The sequence below is a fragment of the Streptomyces sp. NPDC006602 genome, assembly GCF_042870385.1.
GTDB lineage: Bacteria > Actinomycetota > Actinomycetes > Streptomycetales > Streptomycetaceae > Streptomyces.
In genome coordinates this window covers 17376-38853 of record NZ_JBIAHG010000051.1, presented here as the reverse complement: position 1 = coordinate 38853, position 21478 = coordinate 17376, and the positions used below count along the sequence as shown (strand labels likewise).

Genomic DNA, 21478 nt, shown 5'->3' with positions numbered 1-21478 from the left:
ATGGTGAGCGCGGTGAGAGGCAGGGCGAGCAGCAGCCAGATGATTTTCACGGTTCCCCCAGGGGTGCGAAGCGGACGCGCGGTGTGGGGGATGCGCATTCTGCCATGCGGACGGTGCTGCCACCTTCGTGTCACGGCCATCGTCCGAGCGCCCATCCCAGGGAGGTGTGGGGGTGGGCGCTCGCGCTTGTCAGCCGGTCGGGCGTTCCTGCTGCTGCTTTTCCACCCAGAGGTCGCGGACGCTGGTGGTGAGGGTGCCTTCAGTCTGTTCGTAGTGGGAGAGGGCGACGCCGAGGCCGAAGAAGGTGGGTGCCCATTCGCCGACGTAGATGCCCCAGCGGTCGGCGCGGGCGACGTCTGCGTGGGAGCCCGGTTCGAGTTTGAGACTGGTGGCCCAGGTGAAGACGGACAGCCCGATGGAGATCATGGCGGCGGTGTAGGCGTGTTCGCTGCGGATGCCCATGTCGTGCATTCTCTTGATGATCATGGCGGCTCCGTTCGTGTGAGGGTTCACGGGTCGGAGTGCCCAGCCACATCTGCCCCATTCAGGATGTTTGCCCGATATGCCGTTTTCTGTGTCGGCTCATAGGCTGAATCCTGCTCGGGGCTCACGCGGAGGTCAGCCATGCCCCGAACCATCTGGAGCGGCGCCATCAGCTTCGGCCTGGTCACCGTGCCGATCCACGTCCAGTCCGCCACCGAAAACCACAACATCCAGTTCCACCAGTACCACCTGGAAGACATGGGCCGGGTGCGGGTGAAGAAAGTGTGCGAGGTGGAGGACCCGGAGGTCGCCCAGTCGGAGATCGGCAAGGGCTACGAGTACGCCGAGGATCAGGTCGTGCCGATCTCGGATGCGGAGTTGCGGGAGCTGCCGTTGCCGACGGCGAAGGCCATCGAGATTGAAGCGTTCGTGCCCCTCGACTCCATCGACCCGATCCAGATCGGCGACGGCTACTACCTCGCCCCAGACGGGCAGGTCGCCGCGAAGCCGTACAAGCTGAACGTCGGGGAATTGCAGTAGATGCAAGTTGAGATTCTGGTGTCAGCCGATCACCTGGTGCGCTTCGGCGCGTGCAGGTTAGCGGCGAACTGCCTCCTTGAGCAGCACCTTTGCCAACTGTCATGCATGTGATGCATGATTCGCGCGATGGATGAACGGCACTGTCCGGGGAGGGGCCGGTGACGGATGCGGAACAGCGGGACGGGCGTGCGCGCGTGGTCCTACTCGATGGTGTCGCCCTGCTGCATCCCGAGGACGCCGTGTTCGAGGCCATGTTGGAGGGGTGGGCGCGGCAACAGCGTGGCGGGCGCCGGTTGAGGAAGGACACGATCCAGGGGCGGCAGCGCGTCGTGCGCAGGTTCATGGAAGCCGTGAACGAGTACCCCTGGACGTGGACCGCGGGGCATGTTGACGAGTGGATGACCTACCTGGTTGCGGAGAAGGATCGGGCGAAGCAGACCATCCGCGACTACCAGGGGGCGTTGCGAATGTTCTGCGACTACATCACCTCGCCGTACTACGAGTGGCCCAGGGAGTGCGAGGCCCGTTTCGGTAGCCACCCCGTGCAGGTGTGTCATGAGTGGAACACCGTTGCCCATCTGGCTGAATACGAAGGGCGCCCGGAACGTCGGCCGATGACGCGCGATGAGATCCAGTGCCTCCTGGACCATGCCGATGAGCAGGTCGACCGGGCGGTGCGGCTGGGCCGCAAGGGTGCGCTGGCGGCATACCGGGACGCGACCGTGTTCAAGGTCATATACGGGTGGGGGCTGCGTTGCAACGAGGCGTCGCGGCTTGACACTTGCGACTTCTACCGGAGCCCGAAGGCACCGGAACTGGGCCGGTTCGGCAAGCTCCAGGTCCGCTACGGCAAGGCGAGCCGGGGATCTTCTCCTCGCCGTCGGACGGTGCTGAGCGTCATGCCCTGGGCGGTGGAGGCGGTGGAGGACTACGTGGTCAACATCCGTCCGCGGTATCAGGTCAGCACCGGTCCGGCGTTGTGGCTGACCGAGCGGGGCGGCCGGCTCATGCCGCGAGAGATCGAGGACCGTTTCGCCCAGTACCGGGACGAGCTGGGGCTGGAGAAGGCCCTGACCCCGCACTGCCTGCGGCATTCGCATGTTACGCACCAGATCGAGGACGGTGCGGATCCGCTGTTCGTGCAGCAGCAGGTCGGGCACCGGTTTGCGTCAACCACGGCCATCTACACGGGAGTCAGCGGAGACTTCATGGACACGATGATGCGCAAGGCTCTTGACCGTGCGTATGCCGCAGACCAGGAGATGTGATGACTGGCAAGCTCGACTACCAGTGGCACCTGCGCACGATCATGGCAAGCCGGGGCATGTTCTCCACCACTGACCTGCGGCCCTTGTTGGCCGAGCGGGGCATTGACCTGTCGCCGAGCCAGGTCTACCGCCTGGTGGTCGAGAAGCCGGAGCGGCTCAGCCTGAAGACGCTGGTGGCGCTGATGGACATTCTCGACTGTCGGATGGAGGAGCTCATCGAGCCTGTGGCCGCCGCCTCCCCGACGCGTCGGCGCGCTGCCGGCGACGGCGGTGGATTGGGCGTCGGGTCGTTCAGGCCCCGGCGGGCCCGCATCGTAAAGGATTCCGACGGGTGAGCACGGCCGAGGAGTTGCCGGGTTATGCCGCCGATCCGGACGGTGTGATCCGCCGGGCGGTGCTGAGCGCGGAGCCGGAGCTGGGGGCGGATGTTGTGGCGATGGCGGTGGCGCAGGTGGCACCGGACCGGATGCGGCGACGCCGTCTTGCCCGCGGCCTGCAGGAGGACCCCGGCCTGCTGACTTCTGGCCGACCGCAGGGCCCGCGCATCGTCGGGGAGCTGATCGCCGCGCTGCGGCGGGCCGGGGCCACGCGCGTGGTTCCGGCCGTTTGCGGAAGCTGTGGCCGACAGAGGCCGCTGCCCTACCTTGAAGGGGCGGTACGGATCTGCGGGACCTGCGGACACCGGCGATTCGCGCGCCAGGAGGTGTGCAGCGTCTGCGGGGTGGTCCGGTCGGTGGCCCGCCGGGACCGACACGGGCGCAGCCAGTGCGCCCAGTGCGCCCGGCGGGATGATCCCGACCAGTACCCGGCTGCGGTCCTCGCTCACCTGGTCCGGCTGGACACGGGCCTGGACGAAGCGAGGGCTGAAGGAGATCCTGCGGCAGGCAGCGCCCAAACCGTTCGCCGTCCGCAAGCTCGCCTGCGAGCTTGCGGCCATCTCCTCGCTCCTCACCGGCGGCGGCGCCCAGGGCTCGGCTCACCTCGTCACTCTCCTCGAACTCCTCAACGAGCGCGGGGCCCGCAACGCCGTGGTGCCGCCGTGTCCTTGGTGCGGACGCATGGTGCGGCTGACGACGACCCACGGCGGACTGCGCTCCTGCTCCTGGTGCCCGCAGCGCATGCGCGTCGAACGATGCTCCGCGTGCGGCGAGGAACGCCGCGCATACGGGCGCAGCCATAACGGGCAGCGCCTGTGCCGGTCGTGCTACGGCCGAGACCGGTCCAACCACGAACCGTGCGCCCGATGCGGTCATCCGGGCGAGGTCCGCCAGACCGGCGACCATGCGGGCGTGTGCTTCGCGTGCGTACGGGCCCCCGTCGCCCTGTGCTCCGTCTGCCGACGGATGACCCCGTGCTACCGCGCGGACACCGCCTCGCCCCGGTGCCCGGAGTGTTCCCACCGGCCTGAGGAGTGCAGCGGCTGCGGCCGGCGCCGACGCGTCGTCACCCGGACCGCCGAGGGCGATCCCTTGTGCCGCTCGTGCCACGTCATCGTCAAGACCTGCGCCCGGTGCGGGCACGAGACACGCGTCAGCACACGTCGAACCAGCGGCGATCCAGTGTGCGAGCCCTGCTACCGCAACGACCCACCCGCAGGCAGCCGTGCCCGGAGTGCGGCACGATCGCGATCCCCGCTCGCAACGGCCTGTGCGAAGCCTGCGCCGCACCCGACCGCCTGCGTGAAGTCCTCGGTGACGACCACGGCATCGTGGCCCCCGGTCTGGAACCCGTCTTCCGGCGCTGGCCAGCGGCAAGCCGTCCTCGGTACTGGAGTGGCTGAACAGACCCGGGCGGGCGGCGCTGCTCAATCAGATCCGCGACGCCGGTGTGCCGGTCACCCACGACATGCTCGACCAGCTCGCCCCGGCCGACCGCACCCGCCAGCTCCGCATGATCCTCGTCGCGACCCACGTGCTGCCCGAACGCGACGAGCAACTCGCCGCGCTGGAACGCTGGGTCTCCCAGTTCCTCAAGAACACCACCGATCCTGGCGAGCGCCGGCTCCTGCACGCCTTCGTCACCTGGCACTACCTACGCCGACTACGACACAAGCACCACCCCGGCCGCCCTCTGTCGGCCTACACCGCGGCCGACGTCCGCTACTGCCTCGCCCAGTCCGCCCAGTTCCTCCACTGGCTGCGCGAGCAAGGCACCGCGCTCACCACCTGCAGCCAGCACGACATCGACACCTGGCTCGCAGAGGGCACCGTGATGCGTTTCAAGGCCCGCAACTTCGTCCGGTGGGCCGCCCGCCACAACCACATTCGGCGCCCGATCACTTTCCCGCCGATGCCCAGCGGCAGGCCATACCGGACGCTGCCCGACGACGCCGACCGCTGGCGCCTGGTCCACCGCTTCCTGCACGACGACTCCATCACCGCTGTCGACCGCGTCGCCGGCCTCTTGGTCCTCCTCTACGGCCAGCCCCTCACCAAGATTGCCAGTCTCACCACCGGCCAGGTCCTCACCACCGACGAAGGCGTCCGTCTCGCCCTCGGCCCCCATCCCATAACCGTCCCCCCACCGCTGGACCAGCTCTTGATCCACCTCGCTGAAGACCGCGACGGTGCCCTCGCGCTCGGCCGGAGCACCGACCACTCCTGGCTCCTGCCCGGCGCCCACCCGGGCCGCCACCGCAGCCCCCGCCAACTGCGCACGCGCCTCGCGTCCTACGGCCTGCCCTCCCGGCGCGGACGCAACAGCGCGCTGATCGACCTCGCAGCACAGATGCCCCCCGCCGTCCTCAGCGAGGTCCTTGGCATCTCCATCGGAGCGGCCACTGGCTGGGCCGCCGCCGCGGGCGCCCCCAGCGCCCAGTACGCCGCCGAACTCAGCCGCCGCTCGAAGAGCGGAGACCAGCATCGGATGCTTGCGGCGACACTCTCGAAGAACGGAGGCCACGGCGTGAGTGAATAGGGGGCGTCCCTGTCGGTATGCAGGCAGCGAGCAGCGAGCCTGCTCATAGACCTGGATGCCGGGTTGGCCGTGTCGAACATAGGCGGGCTGAGCTTGGCCCGGTGGTCGGGGCCGCGACCTCGACCGCACGGCTGACAATGGAGTACGGCGGCTGCTCGGCCAGGAAGCGGGCGTGGCCGCGCCGCTCGCGATCCCCCCAGTTCTCGGCTTTGCTCGAACCGGCGACATCCCCGCCGCCTCCATGATCTCCTCGGCCGGGAACGAGGAGTGTCCCCAACGCGCGGATGACACGCCTCCCGCGACCGTGATGCCTGCCCGATTCGCTATACGAGACTGCAATCCCGTTTCTGTGGTGATCCCGGAAGGCCGGTCCACTACAATCGGGACAGTCGTCCCGCTTGGTCGGAAGTCTGAGGGTCTTTGATGCGTGCTGATGCCGAGCGCAACCGCAAGCGTGTCCTGGAGGTGGCGTTGAAGACGTTCGCCGCCGAGGGGCTGTCGGTGCCGGTGGCCGAGATCGCCCGGCGGGCCGGTGTGGGCACAGGGACGGTCAGTCGCCATTTCCCGACGAAGGACTCGCTGTACGAGGCGATCGTGCTGCATCTGGTGGCCGAAATCGTCGACCGGGCCCGGCAACTGGCCGCGACCCGTGATCCGGGCGCAGCGTTCTTCGAGTTCTTCGCCCTGATGGTCGAGCACAGCGCGGTCAATCTCGGTCTGTCGCAGGCGATGAGCGGGACAGGCTTCGACGTCCACTCGGTGGCCTTGGCCCCGGAGCACAATCTGCTGGCCGTGGAAGAGGAGCTGCTCGTCGGCGCGCAGAAGGCCGGCGCCGTGCGGCCGGACGTCGTGCCTGCCGACGTCAAGGCGCTCATGGTCGGCTGTCTGGCCCGGGAGCAGCAGGGCCCCGACCCGGAGGCGCGCAAGCGCATGATCGACCTGGCGTGCGCGGGGTTGCGCGCCCAGCGGTAGCGGCGTCTGCCGACCGCGCCGACGATCGGGCCCCGATGCTGTCAGTGAGCTCCGTCAGACGCGGGGCGATGGCGTCCAGGGCACGACCCAGCCGGTCGTCGTTGAGCAGCTCCGGCTCGATACCGAAGACCTCCTCCACCGCCCACTCATGCGCCCAGTCGTCCACCCGCCACAGCGGGGACGGCGCGGTCAACCGGATGGCCACCAGCGTCTCGATGACCTGGCCGTGCGTCAGGTAGGCGACGTCCCGGCCCGGGCACAGCCGGTCGACGGTCCCGGCCACATCCAGCCGGCGCAGAAACTCGGCAGCGACAGGCAGAGCGCCCAGACTCTTCTCCACCACGGCGCTGACCACGCATTCCATTTGCGGACGCACCGTCCGTGGCCGCGGGGACCGGGAAGACTTCGTCACACCCCACCAACGCGGCCACGACTCCAACAGACACTCTCACAGGCCCCGAACCAGCCGATTCAGCCACCCGCGAAGTACGGAGCTAGCTGTCCGTACACGCGTCACGAACGAATTCCGGGCACCGGCCCGACCGGGCGCGCGAGAAGGGCGCCCAAGGACAGCGGGGCGCCCTTCTCGTATCGGGGGAGGGATCAGAGCCGTACGAGCTCCCGGTCCTCGTCGACGTCGCCGTCCTTCGGGCGGTCGTGCGCGCGCAGGCCCTCGCCCTCGACGTCGACGTTCGGCAGGGCGCGGTCGAGCCACTTCGGGAGCCACCAGGCCTTCTTGCCGAGCAGCGCGAGCACTGCCGGGACGATCGCCAGGCGGACGACGAACGCGTCGAAGAAGACGGCGACCGAGAGCCCGACGCCGAACATCTTGATCACGGTTTCGCCGGAGGAGATGAAGCCTCCGAAGACGGCCATCATGATGACCGCGGCGGCGGACACGACCCGGGCGCTGTGCTTGAACCCGGTGACGATGGCCTGGTTCGGGGACTCGCCGTGGATGTACGCCTCCCTGATGCGGGTCACGAGGAAGACCTCGTAGTCCATCGCGAGACCGAAGACGATACCCACCATGAAGATCGGCATCATCGACATGATCGGGCCGCTCTCCTCGACGCCGAGCAGGCCGCCGAGCCAGCCCCACTGGAAGACCGCGACGACGGCGCCGATCGCGGCGAGCACCGAGAGCAGGAAGCCGAGGGCCGCCTTCAGCGGGACCAGGATCGAACGGAAGACCGCGATCAGCAGCAGGAAGGCCAGGCCGACCACCAGCGCAAGATACGGGACCAGGGCGTCGGTGAGCTTCTGCGAGAAGTCGATGTTCATCGCGGTGGTGCCGGTGACCAGGACCTTCGCGTCCGCCTCGGAGGCGACGTCGTCCCGGATGGCGTGCACCAGGTCCTCGGTCTGTGTGGAGGACGGCTTGGAGTCCGGGATCACGGTGACGGTGAAGGTGTCCCCGGCCTTGTTGAACGTCGCGGGCGTCACCGTCACGACATCGTCCAGGCCCTTGATCTTGTCAGTCAGCTCGGCGGCCGCGGCCTTCGGGTCGGCGCTGCCCTGGGCGTCGCCGACGATCATCAGCGGACCGTTGAAGCCGGGGCCGAAGCCCTCCGAGAGGAGGTCGTAGGCGCGCCGCTGGGTGGTGGACGTCGGCTGCGAGCCGTCGTCGGGCAGGCCCAGCTCCATGGAGCTCACCGGAAGGGCGGCGACGCCCAGGCCGACGACGCCGAAGAGGAGGACGGCGACGGGACGGCGGATGACGAAGCTCGCCCAGCGGGTGCCGAGGCTCGGCTTGTCCGCCTTCTTCTCCACGGACTTCTTGCGCTTCTCCCCCTCCGGCCGGACCTTCCGCCCCGCGTATCCGAGCAGTGCCGGGATCATGGTCAGCGCGATGAGGACGGCGATGACGACCGTGCCGGCGGCCGCGAGGCCCATCTTGGTCAGCATCGGCACGCCGATCACCGACAGTCCGGCCAGCGCGATGACGACCGTGAGGCCCGCGAAGACCACGGCCGAGCCGGCGGTGCCGGTGGCCCGGCCGGCCGCTTCCTCGCGGTCGCGGCCTTCGGCGAGCTCGCCCCGGTAGCGGGAGACGATGAACAGGGCGTAGTCGATGCCGACCGCGAGCCCGATCATCGAGGCGAGGGTGGACGTCGTGTCGCCGAGGTCGAGCGTCTTGGCGAGGGCGGTGATGGTGGAGACGCCGATGCCGACGCCGATGATCGCGGTCAGCAGCGGGAGCCCGGCCGCGATCAGGGAGCCCAGGGTCATGACCAGGACGACGGCGGCGATGGCGAGGCCGACGACCTCACCGGCCGCCGGCGGTTCGGACTCGGCCTGCAGCGCGTCACCGCCGACCTCGACGGTCAGCCCCGCGTCCCGTGCCTCGTCCCCGGCCGCCTCCAGCACGTCCCGGGTGGAGTCCTTGAGCTCCCTGGAGGGGGCGTCGTAGGTCACGGAGGTGTAGGCGACCGTGCCGTCCTTGCTGACGGCGTTGGTCTTGTAGGGGTCGGTGACGGAGACGACCTCGGAGCCGTCGCCGAGCGCGGCCACGGTCTTCGCGACCGTCGCCTTGTTGGCGGCATCCGTCATCTTCTGGCCCTCGGGCGCCTTGAAGACGATGCGGCCGGTCGCTCCGTCGGCGCTGGCGCCGGGGAAACGCTGATCCAGCAGGTCGAAAGCTTTCTGCGCCTCGGTGCCGGGGATCGAGAACGAAGAGGATCCGGCAACGGGCGCGCTGGCCGCGGCGACGCCCGCGAGCGTCAGCAGGGCCACCCATATCAGGGCGACGAAATGCCGTCGCCGGAAGGCGAGTCGGCCGAGTTTGTACAGGAAAGTGGCCACGTGGGCGTACTCCCGGTCAGGTCGTGGGGTGGAGGGTCTGTGCTCCGGCGCAGGCCCTGGGCAGGGGTGATCAGCCCGGTGGGTGGCAGGAGTGATCGGCCCGACGGCGTGAGCGGTGACGTCAGGTGCGTGGAGGACTACGGGGATGGGCGGGTACGGGGATTTACTGGACGCCGAGGGCTGGGAGGACCAGGGCGTCGATGTACGAGAGGAGGAAGGCCTGCGTCGGCGGCTTCTCGTCGATCATCGTGCGGGCGGCGAACCAGCCGATCATCATGTGGATCATGAACTCGATCGCCGGGTTGTCCGCGGCGACCTCGCCCCGGTCGATCGCCCGCTGCACCAGGCGGCGGAACTCCGCCATCTCCGGCTCGATGAGATGTTCACGGAACGCCTTCAGGAGATCCGGGTTGCTGTGGATCGCCATGGCCAAATCCCGCATCAGCGCGGAGTTCTGCTCCATCTTGGCGTCGTCCGAACACAGGGTGAGGGCGTGCAGATCTCCCCTGAGCGACCCGGTGTCGATCTCGGCGAGGCCGGCCCCGGGCTTGTCGTGCCGTACGGCCTTGGCGACCAGCTCGGCCTTGCCGCCCCACTGGCGGTAGAGCGTGGCCTTGCTGGACCGGGTGCGGGCGGCGACGGCGTCCACGGTCAGGGCGCCGTAGCCGACCTCGCGGAGCAGGTCGAGCACGGCCATGTACAGCTCGGCCTCACGCTCGGGCGTGATCCAACTACGCCGCGCCGTTGCGGTCTCAGTCATCCCACTCACTTTCCTCACCTGTCCCGTCTGCTCGACCGTGTCGTCCACTGTGCGGTCGGCAGAGTGGACGGTCGTGGTTACGCGCTTGCCTGCTTGCTGCTGCTGCTGCTGGTCGGGCGGGCAGCGGGGCTGTGGGTGAGGATGCTGCGGAGTTCGGCGGTCTGCTTGTCGATGGCCTGGGGGCCGTTGCCGGTGAGCAGCCGCACGGACGGCTCGTAGGCCGTTTGCGGGGCGGACATGTTGAGGGAGGAGGCGACGGTGAAGCCGGCTTCCTTGATGGCCACGTCGACGAAGTAGGGCAGTCGGGTCTTCTTGCCGGGGACGTGCGGGTAGAGAAAACTCAGCGCGAACAGCTCGCCCATCTTGGGGACGGTCGCGATGGGGGCGGCGAGGAACGGGTTGTCCTTCACCGGGTAGGCGGCGCCCTGCGCGTCGATGCGCTGCCGGGTGGAGGTCACCCCGATGGGCGCGTGGCAGATCAACGAGATGGTGACGCCGTTCTCCCGGGCTGTGTGGAGGGTTTCGCCGAGCCACGGGTTGTCGCGGAAGTCGACCATGGGGGCGTGACCGCCGGGGGTGTGGATGAAGTCGAAGTCGGCGAGGGTGAACGCATCGGCCGGGTCGCGGTGGCGCTGGACGAGTTCCTGCAGCGAGTGGAAGGTGCCCTCGGGCAGCTTGTCGAGGCGGCGGATCAGTTCGGGGCGGTACTCGGCGAGCTCCGGTTCGCTGTTGGGCAGTAGTTCGGAGACCGGGATCCGGCCGAGGTGCCGCTCCAGCAAGCGGACTTCCTGCTCGCGGCGGGCGACCAGCTCGGGGTGGCGCTGCCGGAAGCTGTTGACGGTGAACGAGCGGCGGCGCTGCTGCCTGCGCAGGGGGATGGTCTTGGCGCCGATCTTCTCGATGTAGTGCATGGACAGGGCCATGCCGTTGATGTCGAGTTGCGGGGCGTTGCCGTCGGGGGTGGCGAAGGTGAACTCGTAGTCGTTCTCGAACTCCTTGAGCATCTGAGCCATCTCGACCAGGAAGAATCCGGTCGAGATCGACTTGACCTCGGCCGGCTTGGCCAGCGGCAGTTGGCGGCCGGACGAGATGATGATCAGTGCGCGACGCTTGGTGGTGGGCATGACGGGGCTCCCTTCAGTGGGCCTCGATGGCGTGGGAGGGGTGGGCCCGGCCGGCCCACTCCTGATTGTGCTGCTGTTGGTTGTGCGGGGCGAGTTGCCCGGGCTGCCGGCCGAGAGGCATCCGCAACGGGGGCGGCATGGCGCTTGCGGAAGCGGGTGACGTCGAATTTCGCTGGAGAAGGACCTGCTGCCTGCGGGGGTGAGGGAGCCTGGGCGGGTGTGCCACCCGGGCTCTCTCAGGTGCCGGCGGTGCGGGTGCACGCCGTGGTGTGGGCGTGTCATGGCCCGCGGGCCGGGCGTTTTCTACTTGCCTTCCGCGGCCTTGGACACGTGCGCCCACTCGGCCCAGGTCTCCAGGCGCTGCTGGTAGACCTGCGGTGCCATCTGAGTCGGCCCCTCCCCGAAGAACACGCGCAGCGGCGGCTCCTCGGCGTCGACGATCGTGAGGATCGCGGACTTGAAGCCGACCGGCTCCGGGAGGACGACCTGCGCCCGCCGCGCGGCCATGTTCTCGTGCAGAGCCGCGTACGCGGGATGCGCGTCGGCGACGATGGCGGATGCACCGGACCAGTCGGTGGCGAAGCCGCCGGGTTCGACCAGGGTGACCTTGATGCCGAAGCCGGCGACTTCCTGAGCGAGTGCGTCCGTCATCCCTTCCAGCGCCCACTTCGACGCATGGTAGGCACCGAGAGTCGGGAACGCGACGATGCCGCCCATGGTCGAGATCTGGATGATGTGGCCCGCGCGCTGCTCGCGGAGGATAGGGAGGACCGCCTGCGTGACATGGAAAACACCGAACAGGTTCGTCTCGATCTGGTCGCGCAGCTGCTGCTCGGTGATCTCCTCGACCGTTCCGAAGAGCCCGTAGCCCGCGTTGTTGATGACGACGTCGATCCGCCCGAACGTCTCGTGCGCGGACTTCACCGCAGCGAACACCTGGTCGCGGTTGGTGACGTCGAGCTCGACCGGGAGGACAGCGTCGCCGTACTGCTCGACCAGGTCACTCAGAGTGTCCGTGTTGCGGGCGGTCGCTGCGACCTTATCGCCACGCTCGAGGGCGCCGAGGGCGAACTCGCGGCCAAAGCCTTTCGACGCGCCGGTGATGAACCAAACTTTGCTCATGATGTAAACCTCCTGCTGGTATGGGCGGCGGTAGCGACCCGCAGCTCCACGGTCACTGGCGGGCCGCATCGGTCCGACGTGTCATGGCCCGCGGGCCGGGCGTTTTCTACTTGCCTTCCGCTGCCTTGGACACGTGCGCCCACTCGGCCCACTCGGCCAGGCGCTGCTGGTACACCGCGGGCACCCACTGGGAGGGCTCCTCGCCGAAGAACACGCGCAGCGGCGGCTCCTCGGCGTCGACAAGCTGGAGGATCGCACCGCCAACACCCTCGGGGCCGGGCATCTGGGCGGCGGCGCCCATCTCGTTCAGCGACGCGTGCAGGGGGCCGTAGGCGTCCTGGCGGTGCGCGGAGAAGACCGACGAGCTCGCGAAGTCGGTGGCGAAGCCGCCGGGTTCGATCACCGTGACCTTGATGCCGAAGGCCGCGACTTCCTGGGAGAGTGCCTCGCTCAGGCCTTCCAGCGCCCACTTGGAGGCGCTGTAGCCGCCCGCGCCGCCGAAGGTGGCCACCCCCATGGCCGAGGAGATCTGGACGATGTGGCCGCTGCCCTGCGCACGCAGGACGGGCAGTACCGCCTGCGTGACGTGGAAGACGCCGAACACGTTGGTCTCCAGCTGGTCGCGCAGTTCCTGCTCGCCGAGTTCCTCCACGGCGCCGATCAGGGAGTAACCGGCGTTGTTGACCACCACGTCCAGCCGGCCGAACCGCTCCTTGGCCGCCGTGACGGCCTCGAACACCTGCGCACGGTCGGTGACGTCCAGACGCAGCGGCAGCACTGCGTCACCGAACCGCTCGACCAGGTCGGCCACCGCCTTGGTGTCCCGGGCGGTGGCCGCGACCTTGTCGCCGCGCTCCAGGGCGGCGAGGGCGAACTCGCGGCCGAAACCGCGCGACGAACCGGTGATGAACCAGACCTTGCTCATGACGTAAACCTCCTGTGGGGATGGACGGCCACCCATAAGCGGGATGACTATCCCGATTAACTATACGGGATGAACGTCCCGCTTTCGAGTTGGCTGTGGAGGCGGGCGGCGGCACCGGCCCGCAGCCCCACGCTCAGCGGCCTTGCGCTGATGTGATCTCCTCCGGCGTCACCCTTCGGCTCGCCGCGACCGTCGGGGCCGACGTGGCTCGCGCCCGGAAGGTCCTGTGTCGCCGTGTACAAGGTCGGCAGTGCGCCGTCCTTGTCGTCCTGGGCGAGGAACTTGCTCGCGATCGGCCCAATGGCGCGGACGCCCTCGTCTGCTCCGCCCCTGCCTGCAGGGTTCGCGCGACTTGACTTGGTGCAGAGGATGATCAAGATCCACTCCCGCACCGCGCCGCTATGTAAGGCCGACCGTCGTGACCTCGACCGATAGCTGCTCCTGCCTGGCCCCGACCGGCGGCCCATTCCGCAGCTATGGATAACCAGGATCACCAGTACTCGTGCAAGCACTGGCCCGCTCGTCGAAGGTGGCCGTCGCCAAGTACGCATGGTCCGGCCGGGAACGGTTGGGCTTGCCAAGGGTGCGGGACGACGTGATCGTCCTCCACTCGATGCACTGGCCCGACGAATCCGCGACCCCGCCTCACTGCTCCCGCCGCCGACCGAAGTGTCCGAAGAGGAGATCGACAGGGCAGTGGCCCTCATGGAGACGATGACCCGCGACGACCTCGAAGGACCCGAATTCGAAGACGCCTACACCGACGCCATGGCAAAGATCATCGAAGCGAAGCGGGAAGACCGCGCCCTCCCGGAGATGCCAGAGCCGGAGAAGCCAGCCCAGGTCCTCGACCTGATGGCCGCCCTCAACGAGTCAGTCGAGAAGGCCAAGGCATCCCGCGGTGAGGACGCCGACGTACACGAAATGCCGAAGAAGACCGCGGCCAAGAAGGCGGCGAAGAAGCAGCCCGCCAAGAAGACGGCCCGGAAGTCCCGCAGCGCCTAACCGTCCAGGAACCCGAGCTCGCTGTCGGGCCGGCAGTGGCTGCAGGCGGGGATCCCGTCGGCGAGGGTCCGCAGCGCTTCGTCCCGGCTGATGCCGCGGCTGCGTTTGCCTGCGTTCCAGCAGCCGCCGGCGTGCTCGCCAGAAGGAGTCGCGGACATAGGGCATCGGCCGCTCGACCCGGGGTTTGTCCTTCGGCTTCGCAGCCCGCGCCGGATCGACCAACGCGCCGTAGTGGGTGGCGAGCTCGGCATAGGCTTTGTTGATCTTCGGATCGTAGAGGTCGGGCTTGTCGACTCCGGTCTTCAGATTGTCCGGGACGAGCCGGCGCGGGACGCCGCCGAAGTAGCGGAAGGCCGCGACGTGCGCTGAGAGGCGCGAGACCGGCGATCTTCCCCAGCTGCTCGTCGATCCGGCCTCGTGAGATCAGCACTGCGGGCGTATGCGTCGGGCGCAGCCCGGCACGGCGGATGCTCTCCGGTGCGTCCGCGGCGACGGCACGCGCCTGGACGCAGTGATGGCGCAGAAACAGCAGCACCTCGGACTGCTCTTCCTGGCCGAGGCCGTCGAACCATTCGATGCCCTCTGACATCGGGCGCAGCCCCTGCGTGAACTCGTTGAGCAGGACGTCGCGTTCGTTCATGACTGCCTCCCGTGGGACAAACGCCGCTCCGCAGCGGTGATCAGGATTCCGAGCAGCACCGCCAGATCGGCCGCCGCCTTCGGCATCGTCGGCCCAGCGCGTGGTCTGCACTGGCTGAACCTGGTCGAGGAGGATGCCTTCGCGTGCCAGGACGAAGGCCAACGCCAGCATGGCCGCACGGGCGTTGCCGTCCTCGAACGGGTGGAAGAAGAGGATGTCGAGGTAGGTCCGGGCAGCGCGTGACGCGAGGGGCGGATCCGGTTGAGAGCGATCGGACAGACAGCGCTCGAACCGCGCCCGCGTATCGGGCGCAAGGCCGTAGCGCTCCCGTCCGGCCTTCGCGAAGGCCGGCATCGTGCGGAAGCCGACGAGGTCGTGGCCCAGCACAGTCCGCTGCCACTTCGCCATGAGGGCGAAGGTCAGCGTCCTGCCCTGCTCAGCGTCGGCGAAGGCCGCGTCGAGGGCGGTCAGGACCCGCGCGGTTCCCTCGCTGTCACGTCCGCTTCGCGTTGCCATGAAGAACTTCCGGAAGCCGTCGCGGGCCGGTGTTCCGGGGGCGAGCCATGCGCCGCACCGGGATGGCCAGGAGATCTCCGGCCGGATGGAGCCACTCGGCGAGACCATCCTTCGGCCGGCCGGGCCCGGAAGTCATCGGATCCCGCCCACGCCGCTGGCGAACTGCGAGCTCACCGCGTCGACCACCACAACGTCAGGTGGGATCCAGCTGCCAAACCGGCCGCCGACCGCGTCCTGGACGATCGCCTGTGCCTGGCCCTCGGATGCTGTTGCAGGCGAGGAACCATCGGAGGACTTGCATGCAGTGCCCGTACCAGCCGCTCTCGGCCTGAGTGCGGTCGGCCACCACGGTGACCAGGCGGGTGCATGCTCGCTCCCAGTACCAGTGGTCCGTCGAAGTCACCGGGGTGTTCCCCGGCGGAGCCAGGTCCGCGAACCGTTCCGCCAGGTCCTCCAGCCAGCCACGCCATTCCCGAAGGGCCTCAGCAACCAGCGGGGCAGTCGCATCCGGGGTCGTTACGGAGTCGGATGAACAGCACCACGCTTCTACCGTCTGAGCGACCGGGTAGACGACTCCGGCGGATGTCGCCGAACGGCCGCCAGGTCCGCCCTTGGGAGCCACAGCGATACGCGGCGGTCTATCCCGAGATCGTCGAAGCCATGTCGCTCCATGCGTCTGAGTACTGGCGCAGCCTCGCGATGGCTGGCCAGGAGCAGATGAAGTCGAAGCTGATGGTGCGGTTCGAGCCGACCAGCCTCTCCTCGCCCAGCGCGAGCGGCTCGATGGGCAGGACATGCGGGGTGGTGCGTTCGATGTCCAGGCGGTTCGCGGGTATACGCCCAGTCGCCCGGTGACGGTGCGAGTTCACCGCATCGCAGCAAGTCAGGCAGGCGTCCACGAGCTCGGCGAACGAATCGTAGGCGGGCAGCAAGTTCGCGTTGGTGGGCACCAGGTCGGCTTTCGCGATACGGACCGTCGCCTCCGCGCCGCCCTTCGATTCAGGTCGTAGGGCACGCAACTGACCACCTGGCAGCCGTAATGCCGGCCCGCGGCGACCATCTGCGGATGGCGCACCGGGATCCCGGCGATGTGCTCGACGGTCACCGTCTTCGCGTTGTCCGTCAACACGTAGGTCGGCGCCCCGCCGATCCGCCTGAACGTGGTGTCCAGGCAGGCCACCAGCGTGCCCAACGTGCAGTCCCAGACCGGGATCACGACCCGAAACCGCGACCACGACAGCCACGCGCAGAACAGCCAGGTCCGACGCCGCGATGCGCGGACCCTCGCCCCAGTCGAACTGCAGCCACCGGCCGGCTCGGGAATCCACGGCCGGTACGTTCGGCGCTTGGGTCATGTCCCTTCTCGTGCAACACCGTTGCATTTAGTGGGTATTGGTGTTGTCAAGGGTCACATCCGTGAGGGTCTCGAAGTTGAGGGTGTATGCCTGGGGCTTGCGGGGGTGCTTGGCTGCGGTGAACGTGTACTTGCTGCTGCGCTTGCGGACACGCGCCTTCAGCCTCCAACGCTGTCCCTTCGGCAGGAGGCCGGTCAAGGCGGCACGCCCTATGGCTCCGACGAGGATCACGGGATCGTCCAGGGCGATGCCTCGGGCGGCCACGATCTGGTCGGCGGCGGCGTTGAACAGCGCGATCATGCTGATCCGCTCCGGCGACAGGCTCGGCTGGACGGTGGTGACATCGCCCGCGACGCGGACCAGCGCCTGGTAGACGGTCAGCAGTGCGTAGACCTCTTGCTCGACTCCGGGGACCGTGCGTGAGCGCAGGACTCGACCGTCGAGAATGGTCGACTTCAACGAGAAGTAGCAGGTCTCCGCCTGCCACCTGCGGTGATACAGCGCGATCAGTTCATGGGCGGGGTAGCGCTCAGCGTCCAGGAGACTGGTCATCACGCGCCACAGTTCGCTGCGGCGCGTGCCGTCAGCCAGGCTGACGGTCATCCGGGCTTCGATGATCCGCACCTCCAGGCGCCCGTAGCCGCGTCCGGCCCGGTACTTCCCCGCACAGACCGTGGTCAGGTAGGAGCCGTCCGGCAGCGGGCGACGCACCGAGGGACGCCGTTTGCGAGTCGAGCGCAGCAGGAAGGACGCCCCGCTGTCCGTCACCGCCTGCAGGAAGTCGAAGGCGTCGTAGTAGGCGTCGGCCAGCAGCACCGTCGAGGCGTCCAGATGGTGCAGCAGCCGGCGGGCATAGCCGAGCTCGCCGGTGGTGTCGGGACCGAAGACCGCGCCGAGGAGGGCGCGGGTGCCGCACTCAACCAGCGCCACCAGGCGCAGCAGGGGATAGCCGAACTCCTTCACCTCGCCGACATGCTTGGGAAAGTGCCAGGTCAGTGCCTCCTCGTCTGGAACGGTCAAGGTGGTGCCGTCCACGGCGACGACCCGCAAGCCGCGGTAGAAGGACCCGGTCTGTGCCGGGATGGCCACCGGACCAGCGAGGATCTCGAACAGACGGCGCAGCGGGGTGGCGCCCAGTCGGCGGCGGGCCCGCGACAACGAGGAGGCACACGGGCGTACCACCTTGATCCCGCCGAGTCCTGCACCGAGCTTGTCCCACACTGCCCGGTAGGAGCACCGCTCGAAGAAAGTCAGGGCGAGCACGAAGTACACCACCACCCGCGCCGGCAACAGTCGCACGCGCCGCTCCCGCGAACCGGTCTCCTCGAGTACCGCGTCGACCAGCTGTGGGTCGATGACCTGCGTCAACTCCCCCAGATGACCAGGGGAATACACATCATGCGCTGACGCCTCGGGCGGACGGGTGGCAGAATGCTGTGGCAACGGGACCTCCGGTACGACGATCTCTGGGCTCGACACCACAGGGATCTACCAGGGGTCCCGTCTTCTCGTTCACCGGCTTGACAAAGCCAACAACAGCTAAACGCAACGGTGTTGCACACAGCGGGACGCCATCCCACAAGGTCGAGGACGGCCATGGCCGGTCACCTGCTGGAGTGGGACAAGCCAACGAGGCCTCGATGGGCTGGTTGCGTAACGCGCACCACCAGGCCGCCGACCAGGCCTCTGCCGGCACGGCTGCACCGAGGACGGCGTGATCCTCGGAGGCACGGACGAGCCGGACGACTACGACCGCGCGTGCTCCGTCGAGGATTTCGCCGGGGTGATCGGCCTGCGCGGCACTTCGGGGGCCGCTCGCTGCCACCGATCCGCGGCCTGAGCCCGGAGGCCAGCCGCCGCGCCAACCTGCTCCTCGCCCGCGGCAGCGGTATGCGGTTCCAGCCCGGCAGGGACGAAGAGTTCGACCAGCTGCACACCGACTACTTCGCCGTATGGGACCGACCCCGCGCGGTTCGGTGGCGTGGGACGGAAGGGCTGATCTCCTTCGGTTGATCTCCTGCGCGGACAAGGGGAAGCGTCGTGCGGACCGGACGTCACAGAGCCGCACTCGTCGAGTGCGGCTCTGTGGGTGGGCCAGGATGACCACCGGAGTCGGGCAGGGTAGGTCAGAGCGTGGGGCAGCCGACCGAGACCGGCAGGCGGGCCGACCAGCGGTTGGAGATCACGTCGTAGGCCTGGGCGTGGCCGTTCACCGGTCGGCCGTAGGCGGAGCAGTCGGTCAGGTTGGTCCGCTTGCCGAAGCTGCCGCCGGCGAAGCCCGCGTGCCTGGTGGCGTTGACGGTACCGGACCACAGGACGCGGTTGTCGCTCTTGCGGCGGATGACGAGGCGGACCTGGCCGAGGTTGTAGTGGTCGCCGTTGAGCTGGATGCGCGGGATGTCCTGGTCGCTCCTGCTGGTGCCGGTGTCGCCGTTGCTTTGGCTCCCCGGGTACCACCGGGACTTCCACAGTCGGGTGGACACCCGCCTGTCGTCGGCCTGGGCGTTGTCGTTGCGGGCCTGCTCCCGGACCCGCGGGTCGACGCAGACCAGGTCGCCCGGGTATGCGTCGCGCCAGACATAGCCGGTGGCGCAGGCGTTGGGTCCATTGCCGCCGTTGCCGGGGGAGCGGCGAGCGTCGGCCTGGGCGTTGTCGGTGCGGGCCTGGTCGCGCACCCGCGGGTCGACACAGACGTGGTCGGTCGGGCGGGCCTCGCGCCAGACGTAGCCCTGCCGGCATGTGTCGGACCCGTAGTTCCCGGCCAGGGCGACGATGTCCGAGTCGCCACCGGGCGCGGCCGCAGGCGTCCCGGCCGCAGCGGTGTCGTCACCGCCGTTGTCTTTGGTGCCGCCCTTGGTGTCGCCCTGTTTGGCGGGCGCGCCGGGTGAGCCGCTCTGCTCGGTCGGCGCGGCACAGGCCGCCCCGCCGGCCGCGAGAAGGCCGACGAGAGCGATCGCGGCCGCGCGGGTCCTGACCCGGCGCACGGTGGGGCGAGGAGTGGTGTTGTCGGTTGTGGTGCTGCCGTACTGGATCTCGTTGCGGTACATGAATCCCCCGTTGCGTCTTGTGAGGCGGTGAGGACTGCTCAGCACTGGCCAAGTCCCCCTGCGGCCGGGTCTTCTTGGAGCGCGGTGGCCGTAACCCAGCCGAAGCCCCCGGACTTGAGACTGAGCTGCACCCATACGTCGCTCGTGGAGCCGTGGGCGTTGGTGGTCTCGCCGGAGCCGTAGCAGGTGGCCGGGTACTGGCCTCCCGCTGTGACATGGCTGAGCTGGCTGCTGGTGGACGACGGGGACTCACGAACCGGCGCATCCGCCAGGGCGATCACCATCGTCGTACCTGTGTCAGTGGCCGTACCCGCGTCATCAGTCGGTGAGGAGGACGGCGAGGACGGCGAGGGCGATTCCGTCACGGACGGTTCCGCGCGGGGTGCCACGGTGAGTGTCACGGTGGTGCCCTTGGCGACCTGCTCGTCCGCCGCCGGGCTCTGGCCGAGGACGGTACCGGGCGCGGCGCTGCCGGAGGCCCCGTCGCTGCCGGAAAGCCCGCTATCCGTCTGCACCTTGAGCCCCTGCGCCGTGAGGATCTGCGTGGCCTCCTCAACCGGCATGTCCGTCACCGCGGGAACGGCGACTTCGGCGTCCTGGGCGCCGGGGTCGTCCGGCAGCGGTTCGTCCCGCGTGCCGTCCGTGCCCGTAAGCCGTACGATTCCTGCGTCCTGCCTGTCGACGTCGACCAGTTGGTAGCTCTTCACCCCCTCCTTCACCTCCGTGGGCTCGATCTTGACGACCTTCTCGCGGTCATACGACGTCCACTTCTTGCTCTCGCCCTTGAACGTCACGTCGGCCTTGTCGGCGTCGTGCTCGAAGGCGCCGAGCGGATTGCCGCAGCTGCACTGCACGACCGGCTTTCCGTACAGGTCGACCAGGACGGCGATGCCCGCTTCCAGCAGGGCGTCGAAGGCGACTGCCTTGCCCTTCTTGTAGTCGTGGTTCTTCACGAGGGTGTCGTTGCGCAGTACCACGGGCGTGAGCCTCTTCACGAAGCCCTCGATGTCGTCGACGTCGATGCCCTGCACCCTGGCCCACTCCACGGCTTTACGGTGGTGTGCCGGGTCCTTGAGGAAGCGGGCGAGTTTGGACTTGGCGCAGCCCGCCTTGTTGCGGGAGCCGCCGTACAGGCCGGGCTGGTCGCCCTTCTTCGTCCCGCCCTCAAGCGCGAGCGCCTCGCCGACCAGAGTGTCTGTCCCCAGGCGCAGCGCCCCGGAGAAGAAGGGCGCGGCGGCCGGCGCTCCGCGGGCGATCGCCTTGACGGCGACCTTGGCGAACACGCCTGTGCAGGCGGTGGTCGTCAGGCCGAGAGCGAGGGTGACGAGGATCGCCACCAAGGTCCCCCGAATGCTTCGCATGCTCATCCCTCTTGGTGTGGTGTGGTGACGCCGACTCAGCGGGTGCTGGCCGAGAGCGTCCAGCCCTGGCGGCACGTCGATCCGAAGGTGCCGTCGTCGCAGCCCTCGACGATGAAGCGGTAGCTGCCCGTCGTGCGCTTCTGCACCCACGCGCGGCCGGAGGTGCCGCCGCGCAGCTCGCGCTGTTCTCCCCGGGGCTCGTATGAGCTGTAGTAGCGCAGCAGGAAACGGTCGTAGCTGTACGGGGCGGTCGTCCCCCAGTCGGCGAAGGCGTAGCCGCGCCACTCCCAGGCGGCGATGACCATCTGGGCGCCCTGACTGGGCGACCAGGTGATCTGGCCGTTCTCGAAGGTCTGGCGCTTGCCCTTCCACACCCCGCCGACGGTGACGTTCTTCGTGGTGTCGATCGGGCATCCGAGCGAGCCGTTGGCGCCGCCGAGCTCCTGCCAGCGGTCGGCGATGTACTCGTTGCGGCTGATGGGCCTGCACTCGTCCGCCGCCGACGCGTCCGCGATGGCGGGAACGGCGCCGGCGAACGAGGCGGCGAGGGCGAGGGCGACGGCTGCGAGCGAGCGGCGGGCGGTGACAGTGCGCATGGTGGTCTCCCCGTTGGGATCGTGAAGGTCCGGGTCAAGGTGG

The 21478-nt window shown here is 68.7% G+C and carries 20 protein-coding genes and 3 pseudogenes; 8 read left to right on the top strand and 15 right to left on the bottom strand.

The features are described from left to right. Positions 1-189: 189 nt before the first annotated feature. Entirely contained in the window at positions 190-486 is a 297-nt protein-coding gene (locus ACFYO2_RS46075; RefSeq protein ID WP_388362522.1) for a hypothetical protein, read from the bottom strand. 138 nt (positions 487-624) lie between these two features. Between ACFYO2_RS46075 and ACFYO2_RS46070 the strand changes: the two are divergent. From ACFYO2_RS46070 to ACFYO2_RS46050, 5 genes and pseudogenes are all read left to right on the top strand, one after another. Continuing rightward, positions 625-1002: pseudogene (locus tag ACFYO2_RS46070) on the top strand (Ku protein); the annotation flags it as partial. A gap of 260 nt (positions 1003-1262) precedes the next feature. Further along, positions 1263-2291, top strand: coding sequence for a tyrosine-type recombinase/integrase (locus tag ACFYO2_RS46065; protein ID WP_388362520.1), 1029 nt, complete (start codon positions 1263-1265; stop codon positions 2289-2291). Further along, positions 2291-2626, top strand: coding sequence for a helix-turn-helix domain-containing protein (locus ACFYO2_RS46060; RefSeq protein WP_388362518.1), 336 nt, complete (start codon positions 2291-2293; stop codon positions 2624-2626). The genes ACFYO2_RS46065 and ACFYO2_RS46060 overlap by 1 nt, the downstream gene beginning before the upstream one ends. 1492 nt (positions 2627-4118) lie before the next feature. Beyond that, positions 4119-5207, top strand: a complete 1089-nt coding sequence (locus ACFYO2_RS46055; RefSeq protein WP_388362515.1) for a hypothetical protein — start codon at positions 4119-4121, stop codon at positions 5205-5207. Positions 5208-5630: 423 nt separating this feature from the next. Next, on the top strand, positions 5631-6179 hold the full coding sequence (locus ACFYO2_RS46050) for a TetR/AcrR family transcriptional regulator (protein WP_388362512.1): 549 nt from the start codon (positions 5631-5633) through the stop codon (positions 6177-6179). Here ACFYO2_RS46050 and ACFYO2_RS46045 read toward each other — a convergent pair. The 6 genes from ACFYO2_RS46045 to ACFYO2_RS46020 all read right to left on the bottom strand — a co-directional run bounded on the left by ACFYO2_RS46045 (position 6079) and on the right by ACFYO2_RS46020 (position 12915). Continuing rightward, positions 6079-6543 (bottom strand): DUF4277 domain-containing protein, encoded by a 465-nt coding sequence (locus tag ACFYO2_RS46045; protein ID WP_388362510.1) that lies wholly within the window; start codon positions 6541-6543, stop codon positions 6079-6081. The two genes, ACFYO2_RS46050 and ACFYO2_RS46045, sit on opposite strands and share 101 nt — an antisense overlap. 239 nt (positions 6544-6782) lie before the next feature. Continuing rightward, positions 6783-8984, bottom strand: a complete 2202-nt coding sequence (locus ACFYO2_RS46040) for an MMPL family transporter (protein WP_388362507.1) — start codon at positions 8982-8984, stop codon at positions 6783-6785. A 163-nt stretch (positions 8985-9147) separates the two neighbouring features. Further along, a complete protein-coding gene (locus tag ACFYO2_RS46035) occupies positions 9148-9744 on the bottom strand; it encodes a TetR/AcrR family transcriptional regulator (RefSeq protein ID WP_388362505.1) in 597 nt (198 codons plus the stop codon). A gap of 77 nt (positions 9745-9821) precedes the next feature. After that, positions 9822-10868 carry a hypothetical protein gene (locus ACFYO2_RS46030; RefSeq protein ID WP_388362502.1) on the bottom strand — a complete coding sequence of 349 codons (1047 nt, stop codon included), beginning with the start codon at positions 10866-10868 and terminating at the stop codon, positions 9822-9824. Positions 10869-11171: 303 nt separating this feature from the next. Then, positions 11172-11990 carry an SDR family oxidoreductase gene (locus ACFYO2_RS46025; protein WP_388362499.1) on the bottom strand — a complete coding sequence of 273 codons (819 nt, stop codon included), beginning with the start codon at positions 11988-11990 and terminating at the stop codon, positions 11172-11174. A gap of 106 nt (positions 11991-12096) precedes the next feature. Next, positions 12097-12915 (bottom strand): SDR family NAD(P)-dependent oxidoreductase, encoded by an 819-nt coding sequence (locus ACFYO2_RS46020; RefSeq protein ID WP_388362496.1) that lies wholly within the window; start codon positions 12913-12915, stop codon positions 12097-12099. Positions 12916-13417: 502 nt separating this feature from the next. On the opposite strand from ACFYO2_RS46020, the gene ACFYO2_RS46015 reads away from it, so the two are divergent. Continuing rightward, positions 13418-13633 (top strand): hypothetical protein, encoded by a 216-nt coding sequence (locus tag ACFYO2_RS46015; protein WP_388362493.1) that lies wholly within the window; start codon positions 13418-13420, stop codon positions 13631-13633. After that, positions 13621-13920: a hypothetical protein gene (locus ACFYO2_RS46010; protein ID WP_388362491.1), complete on the top strand. Its 300-nt coding sequence runs from the start codon at positions 13621-13623 to the stop codon at positions 13918-13920. The genes ACFYO2_RS46015 and ACFYO2_RS46010 overlap by 13 nt, the downstream gene beginning before the upstream one ends. On the opposite strand, the gene ACFYO2_RS46005 is transcribed toward ACFYO2_RS46010, so the two are convergent. From ACFYO2_RS46005 to ACFYO2_RS45985, 5 genes and pseudogenes are all read right to left on the bottom strand, one after another. Next, complete coding sequence (locus tag ACFYO2_RS46005; RefSeq protein ID WP_388362488.1) at positions 13917-14078, bottom strand: DUF6233 domain-containing protein; 162 nt, start codon at positions 14076-14078, stop codon at positions 13917-13919. The two genes, ACFYO2_RS46010 and ACFYO2_RS46005, sit on opposite strands and share 4 nt — an antisense overlap. After that, positions 14050-14289 (bottom strand): annotated as a pseudogene (locus tag ACFYO2_RS46000) (IS21 family transposase); the annotation flags it as partial. The pseudogene ACFYO2_RS46000 and the gene ACFYO2_RS46005, both read right to left, overlap by 29 nt. Before the next feature lie 64 nt (positions 14290-14353). Beyond that, positions 14354-14914, bottom strand: a pseudogene (locus ACFYO2_RS45995) (DUF5958 family protein); the annotation flags it as partial. 800 nt (positions 14915-15714) lie between these two features. Further along, positions 15715-16431 carry a hypothetical protein gene (locus ACFYO2_RS45990; protein ID WP_388362485.1) on the bottom strand — a complete coding sequence of 239 codons (717 nt, stop codon included), beginning with the start codon at positions 16429-16431 and terminating at the stop codon, positions 15715-15717. A 27-nt stretch (positions 16432-16458) separates the two neighbouring features. Then, on the bottom strand, positions 16459-17826 hold the full coding sequence (locus ACFYO2_RS45985) for an IS4 family transposase (RefSeq protein ID WP_388362482.1): 1368 nt from the start codon (positions 17824-17826) through the stop codon (positions 16459-16461). 319 nt (positions 17827-18145) lie between these two features. Here ACFYO2_RS45985 and ACFYO2_RS45980 point away from each other — a divergent pair, with 319 nt between their 5' ends. Continuing rightward, complete coding sequence (locus ACFYO2_RS45980) at positions 18146-18271, top strand: hypothetical protein (RefSeq protein ID WP_388362479.1); 126 nt, start codon at positions 18146-18148, stop codon at positions 18269-18271. Between the two features lie 286 nt (positions 18272-18557). Here ACFYO2_RS45980 and ACFYO2_RS45975 read toward each other — a convergent pair whose 3' ends face one another. Genes ACFYO2_RS45975 through ACFYO2_RS45965 form a run of 3 tightly spaced genes read right to left on the bottom strand, consistent with a single transcriptional unit; the run spans position 18558 to position 21435 of the window. Beyond that, positions 18558-19478, bottom strand: a complete 921-nt coding sequence (locus ACFYO2_RS45975) for a hypothetical protein (protein WP_388362476.1) — start codon at positions 19476-19478, stop codon at positions 18558-18560. A gap of 38 nt (positions 19479-19516) precedes the next feature. Further along, positions 19517-20839: a DUF6777 domain-containing protein gene (locus ACFYO2_RS45970; protein WP_388362473.1), complete on the bottom strand. Its 1323-nt coding sequence runs from the start codon at positions 20837-20839 to the stop codon at positions 19517-19519. A gap of 35 nt (positions 20840-20874) precedes the next feature. Continuing rightward, entirely contained in the window at positions 20875-21435 is a 561-nt protein-coding gene (locus tag ACFYO2_RS45965; protein WP_388362470.1) for an LGFP repeat-containing protein, read from the bottom strand. Positions 21436-21478: the final 43 nt, after the last annotated feature.

Excerpts from the sequence above, each read along its gene's own strand:
- ACFYO2_RS46075 (WP_388362522.1), bottom strand. The coding sequence starts at position 486 with ATGATCATCAAGAGAATGCACGACATGGGCATCCGCAGCGAACACGCC.
- ACFYO2_RS46060 (WP_388362518.1), top strand. The coding sequence starts at position 2,291 with ATGACTGGCAAGCTCGACTACCAGTGGCACCTGCGCACGATCATGGCA.
- ACFYO2_RS46050 (WP_388362512.1), top strand. The coding sequence starts at position 5,631 with ATGCGTGCTGATGCCGAGCGCAACCGCAAGCGTGTCCTGGAGGTGGCG.
- ACFYO2_RS46045 (WP_388362510.1), bottom strand. The coding sequence starts at position 6,543 with ATGGAATGCGTGGTCAGCGCCGTGGTGGAGAAGAGTCTGGGCGCTCTG.
- ACFYO2_RS46035 (WP_388362505.1), bottom strand. The coding sequence starts at position 9,744 with ATGACTGAGACCGCAACGGCGCGGCGTAGTTGGATCACGCCCGAGCGT.
- ACFYO2_RS46030 (WP_388362502.1), bottom strand. The coding sequence starts at position 10,868 with ATGCCCACCACCAAGCGTCGCGCACTGATCATCATCTCGTCCGGCCGC.
- ACFYO2_RS46025 (WP_388362499.1), bottom strand. The coding sequence starts at position 11,990 with ATGAGCAAAGTTTGGTTCATCACCGGCGCGTCGAAAGGCTTTGGCCGC.
- ACFYO2_RS46020 (WP_388362496.1), bottom strand. The coding sequence starts at position 12,915 with ATGAGCAAGGTCTGGTTCATCACCGGTTCGTCGCGCGGTTTCGGCCGC.
- ACFYO2_RS46010 (WP_388362491.1), top strand. The coding sequence starts at position 13,621 with ATGGAGACGATGACCCGCGACGACCTCGAAGGACCCGAATTCGAAGAC.
- ACFYO2_RS46005 (WP_388362488.1), bottom strand. The coding sequence starts at position 14,078 with ATGTCCGCGACTCCTTCTGGCGAGCACGCCGGCGGCTGCTGGAACGCA.
- ACFYO2_RS45990 (WP_388362485.1), bottom strand. The coding sequence starts at position 16,431 with ATGACCCAAGCGCCGAACGTACCGGCCGTGGATTCCCGAGCCGGCCGG.
- ACFYO2_RS45975 (WP_388362476.1), bottom strand. The coding sequence starts at position 19,478 with ATGTACCGCAACGAGATCCAGTACGGCAGCACCACAACCGACAACACC.
- ACFYO2_RS45970 (WP_388362473.1), bottom strand. The coding sequence starts at position 20,839 with ATGCGAAGCATTCGGGGGACCTTGGTGGCGATCCTCGTCACCCTCGCT.
- ACFYO2_RS45965 (WP_388362470.1), bottom strand. The coding sequence starts at position 21,435 with ATGCGCACTGTCACCGCCCGCCGCTCGCTCGCAGCCGTCGCCCTCGCC.